This is a genomic window from Streptomyces sp. NPDC052042 (assembly GCF_044548345.1).
Classification (GTDB): Bacteria; Actinomycetota; Actinomycetes; order Streptomycetales; family Streptomycetaceae; genus Streptomyces.
On sequence record NZ_JBIUBU010000060.1, the window covers coordinates 1 to 10,742 of the forward strand.

The window sequence follows — 10,742 nt, forward strand, 5'->3', positions numbered from 1 at the left end:
GGCCCCAGCCGGCCCACACCCCCGGCGGGGGTGGTGTCCCCCCCGGGGGGCGCCGGGGCCGCCCCCCCCCCGGGCGCCGCGGGCGCACGACGGGGTGTCCGCACGCGCGCACGCGGGTGGATCACGGACGAGCTCTACGCGTACGTGCCGGCGGGGTGTCTGCACGCGCCTACGCGGGTGACTCCCGCGCGGCGTACGGACGCGGCCACGCGCTGGCCCGCGCCCCACGGGCGGCTACGGGTGCGCGGATCCCCCACCGCCGCCCAAAACGCGACGGGGCTCGACGGGTGTGCCCGGCCGGACGGACGGCCGACAGGCCCACTGGGGCCGCCTGCGCGGCGCGCTCGTGGACGCCCCCTCATTCCGTGTGCCTTCGGTGTGCCCGCGCTCGCTCTCCCTTCCGTCGTACACACTCGCTCCCTCTTCCACCGCGCGCGCCCTCTCCCTTCCGTCGTACACACTCGCTTTCTCTCCCACCGCACGCGGCCGCCTCTTCTTCCGTCGTACGCACTCACGTTCGGGCGCGCGGTCGCGTGCGCGGGCACCCGCGTCCCCGGGCAGCCCCGCATCCGGTACGGCGGCGCCCTCCGGTCGCGACGGCGCACGCCCCCTCCGGCAGCCGCCCGCCTGACAGCCACCATCCGTCGCCCTCGGCCGCGGGCCGAAAGACGGCGGCGCCCCGGCCGCCCGTCCGGCCCGGGAATCGGCCTTGACGGTCGGCGGGACAGGCGATTGCCTACGGCGGATTTCAGCCAATCTTGCGGCGCTCCGCACGGGACCGGTCGTCCGGCCCCGTATCGGCGCGCTTGTCCGGTCCGCGCGCCCCTCGCCGACCTATCAGAACGCCCTCGGACCTCCTCCGCACGGGCGCCGCGCGCCGCCGCGAGCCCCGGTCGCGGGCGTTCGCGACCGGTCCGGCACCGCCGCTTTCACGCACCGGACCGTTCCGGGGACTTGCGCCGTACCGGGCCGCTGCGGTGGGTTGTCGAAGGCCCCGGCGTACTCGGCGCCCCGCGACCACGGGGAACCGGAGCCCCGTCCGGGCCCCGGAGCCGGAAGAAGACCCGGAAACCAGCAGCCCAGCCGTCACCCCCCGCACCCCGGACCGCACCCGAACCGCAGCGAGCGGCCGGACGCGGCCCGGGCACTGTCACCTCACCGTCGAACACCGGAAAGGCGGACGCCGAATGACGCCGCTTCCCCACCGCAGCCACGCCGACGATCTGCTGTCCTTCATCCAGGCCAGTCCCTCCCCGTACCACGCGGTGGCCTGCGCCGCCCAGCGCCTGGAGAAGGCCGGCTTCCGAGAGCTGCGCGGCACGGACGACTGGACGGGCACGACCGGCGGCTGCTTCGTCACCCGCGGCGGTGCCCTGATCGCCTGGTACGTCCCCGAGGGAGCCCCGGCCCACACCCCCTTCCGGATCGTCGGCACCCACACCGACTCACCGAACCTGCGGGTCAAGCCCACCCCCGACACCGGAACGGCGGGCTGGAAGCAGGTGGCGGTGGAAGTGTACGGCGGCGTCCCGCTGAACACCTGGCTCGACCGCGATCTGGGCATCTCCGGACGGCTCGCGCTGCGCGGCCCCGGCGGCATGGTCGAATCCCGGCTCGTCCAGATCGACGAACCGCTCCTGCGCGTGCCCCAGTTGGCCATCCACCTGGACCGCACGGTCAATGAGGGACTGGCCCTCGACCGGCAGCGCCATCTCGCCCCGCTGTGGTCGCTGGGGGCACCCGAGGAGGGCGCGCTGCTGCGGCGGGTCGCCCGGGCCGTGGAGGCGGAGCCGGACGACGTCCTCGGCTGGGACCTGATGCTCCATGACGTCCAGCCGCCCGGATACCTGGGCGCGGACCGGGAGTTCGTGGTCTCGGCGCGGCTGGACAACCTGGTGTCCGTGCATGCCGGCATCACGGCGCTGGTGGCCGCGGCGACCGCGTCCGAGGAGCCCGCGTACGTTCCCGTCCTGGCGGCGTTCGACCACGAGGAGGTCGGCAGCGGTTCGGAGACGGGCGCGCAGAGCCCGCTGCTGGAACGGGTCCTCAGCCGTTCGGTCACCGCGCGCGACGGCGGTCCGGAGGACTGGGCCCGGGCCCTGGACGGTGCCTTCTGCGTGTCCTCCGACATGGCGCACGCCGTTCACCCCAACTACGCGGAACGGCACGACCCGGGCCATCAGCCGCTGCCCAACGGCGGCCCCACGGTGAAGGTGAACGTCAACCAGCGGTACGCGACCGACAGCACCGGCATGGCGGTGTTCGCGGCGGCGTGCGAACGAGCGGGTGCGCCGTGGCAGCCGTTCGTGTCCAACAACGCGATGCCGTGCGGCACGTCCATCGGCCCGCTCACCGCGGCCCGGCTGGGCGTCACGACCGTCGACGTGGGGGTGCCCGGGCTGTCCATGCACTCGGCGCGGGAGCTGTGCGGAGCCGCCGACCCCGGTCATCTGGCCGCCGTCCTGGGCGCGTTCATGACCTCCGGCTGACCGCGGGCCTCGACCGGTACACGGTCCCGGCCGACGCACGGGAGGGGTGGGGCGGTCCCGGCCGCCCCACCCCTCCCGCCGGTGTCACGGCGTCACGCGAACCGCTGGTTCGCGCTCCCGTCGCACTTCTGCAGCCGCAGCGTGTCCTTGGCCGACGCGAGCGTCAGGCACAGTCCCGTCGCGGCGGCCGGGCGCAGGGTGTCCGCCTCCTGGACGAACCGCTGGTTGGCCGAGCCCGCGCAGTCCCACAGGATGAGCCGTGCGCCGGCCTTGTAGTCGGAGGCCGGCACGTCCAGGCAACGGTCGTGGCTCAGCTCCGTACGCAGGGTCTGCGTGCCGGAGTCGTACCACCAGCCCTGGTTGCGGCCGCCGTGGCAGTCCCAGCCGGTGATCGCGGTGTCGTTGCGGGTCACCGAGGCGGGGACGTCCACGCAGCTGCCCGTGGCCTCGTTCTTCAGGGGCTTGAAGACGTCGTCCCAGGCCACCGGCTGGAGCACCGGCTTTCCGGTGCTGGCCGGGTCGGCGCAGCCCGCCTCGCGCAGACCCGAGTCGTAGATCTGGGTCAGACAGGAGGCGAAGGCGGCGTGGCCGCGCGCGTTCGGGTGGAAGGACTGCCGGACGGAGTTGGCGTCCGGCGGGAAGTGCCCGAGGTCGATGTAGAGACCGCGGGCCCAGGTGTCCTCGCTGCACACCTCGTGCCCGTGGAAGAGCCGGGAGTTGTCCAGGTAGACGGCCCCGGTCTCCGCGGCGGCCTTGCGCATGCCGCGCTCGAAGGCGGGCACGGCGGTGTTGCGGCCCCAGGCGGCGTCCGAGTCGTACCCGGCGCAGCCGCCGGGCAGCTTGCCCGGGAATTTCGGGTTGTCGTAGAAGTCCGGGCCGATCGGGCTCGGGTATCCCATGACCACGAGCTTGTAGTCACTGTCGCGGTACCCGGCGCCGGACATGACGGTTCGCAGGTCGCGGACCGTCCTTTCGACCTTGGGGACGAGCCCGTCGACACGGTTCTGCCATCCGCCCTCGTACTTCGGTTGGCAGGTGCCCTTGGAGAAGACCCAGCGCTCGACGCAGTCGGTCATGACCGGGCCGAACTCGAGGTCGTCGTTGGCCCCGGCGACCAGCAGGATCATCTTGATGCGGGTGTTGCGGGCCTTGATGGCGAGGTTGTCGCTCTGCACGAGCTCGTCGGCGTACTGCTTCGACCCGCCGACCACGATGTTGCCGGTGTACGCGCCCGAGCAGGCGACGTTGTACGTGACGTCGGCGGGGATGCCGGTGCGGTGGATGGCGGCGTCGGGCGAGCGGTGGCACCAGTTGTCGGGGCCGTTGGTGCCGGCCTCGTACGTGCCGACGCCTTCGCCGGAGATCTCGCTGTCGCCGAGCGAGATCAGCCCGGTCTTGCGGTCGGCGAGGGGCCGCTCGGCCGGATCCCCGTACAGCTTGGTGGCCTCGGCGGCGCGGATGGCCTCCAGCTCGGGGGAGAGCGGGGTGGATGCGGTGGTGCCCGCGGTCGGCCGGTCCGCCGCGCCCGCCGACCCCGCCGCGGCGGCCATGCCGCCGAATGCCGCCGCCATGGCCGCGGCGGTCGCGACCATGCGGCGGAGTGTGTGTCTGGTGCGCTGCACTGCGCCTCCCGGAGGTTGTTGTTACCCCCGGTATTTACTGGTCGGTAGGCGTCTTGGGAATAGTCGGAACAAGATAAGTGCTCAACTTCCACAGGAGGTTGCACTCATGGACGACGCACAGACCCCGACACCGGGCCCCACCCACGTCCCAAAGCCGCACCCGGCGCAGACCCCCTCCCCGACCCCCCGGGAGGGCACGGACTTCCGCGTCGAGCACGACTCGATGGGCGAGGTCAGGGTGCCCGCGGACGCCAAGTGGCGGGCCCAGACGCAGCGCGCGGTGGAGAACTTCCCGGTCTCCGGTCAGCGCCTGGAGCGGGCCCACATCGAGGCCCTGGCCCGGATCAAGGCGGCCGCCGCCAAGGTCAACGCGGAGCTGGGCGTGCTCGACCCGGACATCGCCCGGGCCGTCCGGGAGGCCGCCGAGGAGGTCGCCGAGGGGCTCTGGGACGCGCACTTCCCGGTCGACGTCTTCCAGACCGGCTCCGGCACCTCGTCCAACATGAACACCAACGAGGTCCTGGCCACCCTCGCCACCGAGCGCCTGGGGCGCGAGGTCCATCCGAACGACCACGTCAACGCCTCGCAGTCGTCCAACGACGTCTTCCCGTCCTCCATCCACATCGCCGCGACCGCCGCCGCCACGGGCGACCTCGTCCCGGCCCTGGACCATCTCGCCGCCGCGCTGGAGCGCAAGGCCGCCGAGTTCGCGACGGTCGTGAAGTCGGGGCGCACCCATCTCATGGACGCCACGCCCGTCACCCTGGGACAGGAGTTCGGTGGCTACGCGGCGCAGATCCGGTATGGAATCGAACGGCTGCGCGCCTCCCTCCCCCGTCTCGCCGAACTGCCGCTGGGCGGCACGGCCGTCGGCACCGGCATCAACACCCCGCCCGGCTTCTCCGCCGCCGTGATCGCCGAGGTCGCCCACGTCACCGGGCTGCCGCTCACCGAGGCCCGGAACCACTTCGAGGCGCAGGGCGCGCGGGACGCCCTCGTGGAGACCTCGGGCCAGCTCCGCACCATCGCCGTCTCGCTCACCAAGATCTCCAACGATCTGCGCTGGATGGCCTCCGGGCCGCGCACCGGCCTCGCCGAGATCGCCCTGCCCGACCTCCAGCCGGGCTCGTCGATCATGCCGGGGAAGGTGAACCCGGTCGTTCCCGAAGCCGTGCTGATGGTCGCGGCGCAGGTGACGGGGAACGACACGACGGTCGCCGTCGCCGGCGCGGCGGGCAACTTCGAGCTGAACGTGATGCTCCCGGTCATCGCGAAGAACCTGCTGGAGTCGGTCCGGCTGCTGGCCAACGCCTCGCGGCTGCTCGCGGACCGCACGGTCGACGGGATCACCGCGAACGTGGAACGGGCCAGGGAGTACGCCGAGTCCTCGCCGTCCGTCGTCACCCCGCTCAACAAGTACATCGGCTACGAGGAGGCGGCGAAGGTCGCCAAGAGGTCGCTCGCCGAGCGCCGGACGATCCGCGAGGTGGTGCTGGACTCGGGCTACGTGGAGCGCGGCGACCTGACGGTGGAGCAGCTCGACGAGGCGCTGGACGTGCTGCGCATGACCCGTCCCTGAGGTCCGTCACGGCGAGGGGGCCGGCATCCCCCGGCGCACCCATGCCCCCGGGGCGCGGCGACGGCACCCCGGTCTCGCACGTACGGCCGACGGGTCATCCGTCAGGTCCATCACGGCAGGGGCAGCCATCGGCGCCCGCTGGCGCGCACACGGCCCCTCCTTGAGGCAAGTGGCGGCGGCGGGGCCGCGGCGTCTCTAAGATCTGCCCATGGCAGGCACCGGATACAACGAGCACTGGACGCCGGGGGACCAGATCCTGTGGCGCTACCGCGGCAACGTCCCACCGCCCCGGGGCGGGGACGACGGGGCGGAGCGCGCCCGGGGGCCGGTCCACATCTGCCGCCCCGTCACCGTCGTCCAGGACACCGACGAACTGCTCGCCGTGTGGGTGGCGCCGGGAACCGAGTGCGTGAAGCCGGTGCTGGCGGACGGCACCGATGTGCACGACGAGCCGCTCGCCACCCGCTACACCGCCCCGCGCACCATCGCGCGCTCGCCCTGGCTCGGCAACGGCGTGTTGAAACTCGCCCGCCCCGGTGAGCCCTGGTCGGTCTGGCTGTTCTGGGAGACCGGATGGCAGTTCCGAAGCTGGTACGTGAACCTGGAGGAACCACGAACCCGCTGGTCAGGGGGGATCGACTCCGAGGACCACTTCCTCGACATCTCCGTCTACCCGGACCGCAGCTGGGTCTGGCGCGACGAGGACGAGTTCGCCCAGGCGCAGCGGGTCGGGCTGCTGGCGCCGGGAACCGCGCGGCGGGTCCGGGCAGCGGGCCTGACCGCCGTCGAGATGATCCAGAACTGGGGCGCGCCCTTCCGCGACGGCTGGGAGCACTGGCGGCCGGATCCGGAATGGCGGGTTCCGGCGCTCCCGGATGACTGGGACCGTACCCCTACGCACATGGCGTCATGAGACCCTTGTCGCACCCCAGGGGGGCAACCGTAGGATCGTCCTCCGAAGTGCCGCGCCGCCCCAACCGGGGCACGCGGCGCAGGACCTGACCACAAGTCACCGCACGGGCATCACGCACTGCATGAGCTCTATGGGCCCCATCAGTCGTATGAATCGTATGAGCCACTACAAGGGGGTGGAGACGTGCCCGGTGTCGCCCGCCCCGCCGCCGGAAACGTTGTCACCGAACCGCTCCGGGGGTATCCGGTTTCGGCCCCTCGTTCGGGGGCATCCGGTGACAGCCGTTGTTTTCGCCGCTCTTGCCGGGGCAAAGTAGCGCCCCACGAGGTGTCTGCCTCATACAACCGGCCCGGACGGACGGAATCCCACGCGTGACGGAGCATCCCACCTCCCACGAAGGGCGGCAGCCTCTTGCCGCCCAGCCGCAGGAACGCACCCGGCCTCGGCAGCAGGACGCCGCGTCGGCCGCTTCCCGTGCCGCCGCGATCCCAGGTCCGGCCGCGGCACCGGGCGCGGCCGGGGCCCCGGTGGCCGCCGACCCCGCCGGGCTCGACCCGCAGGCCGCCGCCCGCCGCGAGGGCGACCGGCTGCGCTTCGTCGGGGCCGCCACCCGGCGGATCGCCCGCGGCATCGATCTCGACGAGATCGTGCTGGGGCTGTGCCGGGCCAGCGTGCCGACGTTCTCCGACGCCATACTGGTCTACCTCCGCGACCCGCTGCCGGTCGGCGACGAGCGGCCGGTCTCCCCGTTCGTGCTGCGGCTGCGCCGCTCGGACCGGCTGCGGCTGTACGAGGACGATGCGGACACCCCGTCGGAGATCGAACGGCTGAGACCGCCGGTCATCGATCCGCACGGCGACCTGCCGCCCGCGGCCGAGCTGTGCGAGGTCCGCTCGGGCGGTGCGCTGGCCGAGGTGCTGCGCGGCGTGCGGCCGGTCTTCGGCGACTCCGCGGCGGCCCGCGCGGCGCTTCCCGAACTTCTCGGCGCCGACCGGTCCGTACCCAGCGGGCACCGCGCGATCCTTGCACCGCTGCGCGGGCGGCGGCGGGTGATCGGCGCCGCCGTCTTCCTGCGCGGGGCCGAGCGGCCCGCCTTCGAGGCCAACGACCTGCTGGTCGCGGCCCAGCTCGCCACGCACACCGCGCTCGGCATCGACAAGGCCGTGCTCTACGGGCGCGAGGCGTACATCGCCGACGAGCTCCAGCGCACCATGCTGCCCGACTCGCTGCCCCAGGCGACCGGTGTCCGGCTGGCCTCCCGCTATCTCCCGGCCGCCGAGACGGCCCGGGTCGGCGGCGACTGGTACGACGCGATCCCGCTGCCCGGCAGCAGGGTCGCCCTGGTCGTCGGCGATGTCATGGGCCACTCCATGACCTCCGCGGCGATCATGGGCCAGCTCCGCACCACCGCGCAGACCCTGGCCCAGCTCGACCTGCCCCCGCAGGAAGTGCTGCACCACTTGGACGAGCAGGCGCAGCGCCTCGGCAGCGACCGCATGGCGACCTGCCTGTACGCGGTGTACGACCCCGTCGCGCACCGCATCACCATCGCCAACGCCGGGCACCCGCCACCCGTCCTGCTCCACCTGGGCGGCCGGGCCGAGGTGCTGCGGGTGCCGCCCGGAGCCCCGATCGGCGTCGGCGGGGTGGACTTCGAGGCGGTCGAACTGGACGCGCCCGCGGGTGCCACCTTGCTCCTGTACACCGACGGCCTGGTGGAGTCCCGGCTGCGGGACGTCTGGACCGGCATCGAGATGCTGCGCGAACGGCTCGCCGCCACCGCCCGGCTGACCGGCCCGGACCACTCGCCTCCGCTGGAGGCGCTGTGCGACGACGTCCTGGACATGCTCGGTCCCGGTGACCGCGACGACGACATCGCGCTGCTCGCCGCCCGGTTCGACGGCATCGCGCCCAGTGATGTCGCCTACTGGCACCTGGAACCGGAGGAGACCGCCCCCGGCCGGGCCCGCAGGCTGGCCCGGCGGGCGCTGAGCCGCTGGGGGCTCGACGAGCTCTCCGAGCCGGTGGAACTGCTGGTCAGCGAGGTGGTCACCAATGCGGTCCGATATGCGGAGCGCCCCGTGACCCTGCGGCTGCTGCGCACCGACTTCCTGCGCTGCGAGGTCGGGGACGACGCCCCGCAATTGCCCCGGCAGCGCCGGGCCCGGGACATGGACGAGGGCGGGCGCGGCCTGTTCCTGGTGAACCGGTTGGCCAGGCGATGGGGAGCGACCCGGCTGTCGACCGGCAAGGTGGTGTGGTTCGAGATGCCGACCCGGAGCTCGTAGACCGCGCGGTCCATGCGCCCCGGACGGCCGGATGCCCGCTGTCCGGGCGCCGGGTCTCCGTGCGGTCCGGACGGACGAGGAACGGTGGTCCGGGCATCCGGACGCCTGAACGCCCGGGTGAGGAGACCCCTGCACGGACGGTAGCGAAATGTTGCCGACCTCCTGTCGGCAGAGTTGACTTCAGTCGTGGACAAGGCGACCTGAACGCAGCCCCACCGACGGGAGGACGCTCGTGTCCGAGGAAACGAAGACCAGGAACACCCCCTACACCACGAACAACGCCGGGATTCCGGTGGAAAGCGACGAGCATTCGCTCACCATCGGCTCCAACGGCCCGATCCTGCTCCAGGACCACTACCTCATCGAGAAGATGGCCCAGTTCAACCGCGAACGGGTCCCGGAGCGGGTGGTCCACGCCAAGGGCTCCGGAGCCTACGGTTTCTTCGAGGTGACCAACGACATCAGCCAGTTCACCAAGGCCGACCTCTTCCAACCGGGCAAGCGGACCGCGATGCTCGCCCGCTTCTCCACGGTCGCCGGTGAGCAGGGCTCCCCGGACACCTGGCGCGACCCGCGCGGCTTCGCCCTTAAGTTCTATACGGAGCTGGGCAACTACGACATGGTCGGCAACAACACGCCGATCTTCTTCGTGCGCGATCCGATGAAGTTCCAGGACTTCATCCGCTCGCAGAAGCGCCGCCCGGACAGCGCGGTGCGCGACCACGACATGCAGTGGGACTTCTGGACCCTCTCCCCCGAGTCCGCGCACATGGTGACGTGGCTGATGGGCGACCGGGGCATCCCGAGGACCTACCGTCATATGAACGGCTACAGCTCGCACACCTACATGTGGGTGAACGCGGGCGGCGAGCGGTTCTGGGTCAAGTACCGCTTCAAGACCGACCAGGGCATCGACTTCTACCCCCAGGAAGAGGCCGACCGGATGGCCGGTGTGGACGGCGACGTCCACCGCCGCGACCTGTACGAGTCGATCAAGCGCGGTGACCACCCGAGCTGGACGCTGTATGTCCAGATCATGCCGTTCGACGACGCCCCGGACTACCGGTTCAACCCGTTCGACCTGACGAAGGTGTGGCCGCACGCCGACTATCCGGAGATCGAGGTCGGCCGGATGACGCTGAACGAGAACCCGGAGGACTTCTTCGTCCACATCGAGCAGGCGTCCTTCGAGCCGTCGAACCTGGTGCCCGGCATCGGCCCGTCGCCCGACAAGATGCTGCTCGGCCGGCTGTTCTCGTACCCGGACACGCACCGCTACCGGATCGGCCCGAACTACGCGCAGCTGCCCCCGAACCGCCCCCGGTTCGGCCGGAACTCCTACGCGAAGGACGGCCCCATGCGGTACGAGCCCGCGCGTACCGGAGCGGTCTACGCGCCGAACTCGTACGGCGGTCCGGCCGCGGACACGGAACGCTTCGGCGATCCGGCGGGCTGGGCCACGGCCGGCGAGATGGTGCACGAGGCGTACAAGCTGCACCGCGAGGACGACGACTGGGGCCAGGCGGGCACGCTGGTGCGCAAGGTCATGGACGACCCCGCCCGCGAGCGCCTGGTGTCCAACATTTCCGGCCATCTGCTGGACGGTGTGAGCGCCCCGGTCCTGGAGCGAGCGCTCCAGTACTGGCGCAACGTGGACAAGGACCTCGGCGACCGGGTCGCCAAGAAGGTCAACGGCGCCTGATTCCACCTCCCCCTCGGACGGAGCACGGGCGTGGGGGGGGGGGGGGGCCCCCCCCCGGCCCGCCCCCCCCCCCCCCCGCCCCGCGCCGGCCCCCGCCCCCCCCCCGCGCGCCCCCGCCGGGGGGGGGGGCGGGCCGGCGTGTGATTCTC

6 protein-coding genes are annotated in these 10,742 nt (G+C 72.4%); 5 read left to right on the top strand and 1 reads right to left on the bottom strand.

Annotated elements, in window-relative coordinates; all coding sequences use genetic code 11:
• Positions 1-1,187 precede the first annotated feature (1,187 nt).
• Entirely contained in the window at positions 1,188-2,489 is a 1,302-nt protein-coding gene (locus ACIHCL_RS36525) for a M18 family aminopeptidase (RefSeq protein ID WP_399868857.1), read from the top strand.
• 92 nt (positions 2,490-2,581) lie between these two features.
• On the opposite strand, the gene ACIHCL_RS36530 is transcribed toward ACIHCL_RS36525, so the two are convergent.
• Complete coding sequence (locus tag ACIHCL_RS36530) at positions 2,582-4,081, bottom strand: ricin-type beta-trefoil lectin domain protein (RefSeq protein ID WP_399868858.1); 1,500 nt, start codon at positions 4,079-4,081, stop codon at positions 2,582-2,584.
• A gap of 136 nt (positions 4,082-4,217) precedes the next feature.
• On the opposite strand from ACIHCL_RS36530, the gene ACIHCL_RS36535 reads away from it, so the two are divergent.
• The 4 genes from ACIHCL_RS36535 (at position 4,218) to ACIHCL_RS36550 (ending at position 10,593) form a co-directional block, all read left to right on the top strand.
• Positions 4,218-5,690, top strand: coding sequence for a class II fumarate hydratase (locus ACIHCL_RS36535; RefSeq protein ID WP_399868859.1), 1,473 nt, complete (start codon positions 4,218-4,220; stop codon positions 5,688-5,690).
• A gap of 208 nt (positions 5,691-5,898) precedes the next feature.
• Positions 5,899-6,603, top strand: a complete 705-nt coding sequence (locus ACIHCL_RS36540) for a DUF402 domain-containing protein (RefSeq protein ID WP_399868860.1) — start codon at positions 5,899-5,901, stop codon at positions 6,601-6,603.
• Positions 6,604-6,974: 371 nt separating this feature from the next.
• Positions 6,975-8,891, top strand: a complete 1,917-nt coding sequence (locus tag ACIHCL_RS36545) for a SpoIIE family protein phosphatase (protein ID WP_399868861.1) — start codon at positions 6,975-6,977, stop codon at positions 8,889-8,891.
• A gap of 232 nt (positions 8,892-9,123) precedes the next feature.
• The gene (locus ACIHCL_RS36550; RefSeq protein WP_399868862.1) at positions 9,124-10,593 is read left to right on the top strand and encodes a catalase; all 1,470 of its coding nucleotides are present in this window, start codon (positions 9,124-9,126) and stop codon (positions 10,591-10,593) included.
• Positions 10,594-10,742: the final 149 nt, after the last annotated feature.

Coding starts and splice junctions, on each gene's coding strand:
- ACIHCL_RS36525 (WP_399868857.1), top strand. CDS start 1,188: ATGACGCCGCTTCCCCACCGCAGCCACGCCGACGATCTGCTGTCCTTC.
- ACIHCL_RS36530 (WP_399868858.1), bottom strand. CDS start 4,081: ATGGTCGCGACCGCCGCGGCCATGGCGGCGGCATTCGGCGGCATGGCC.
- ACIHCL_RS36535 (WP_399868859.1), top strand. CDS start 4,218: ATGGACGACGCACAGACCCCGACACCGGGCCCCACCCACGTCCCAAAG.
- ACIHCL_RS36540 (WP_399868860.1), top strand. CDS start 5,899: ATGGCAGGCACCGGATACAACGAGCACTGGACGCCGGGGGACCAGATC.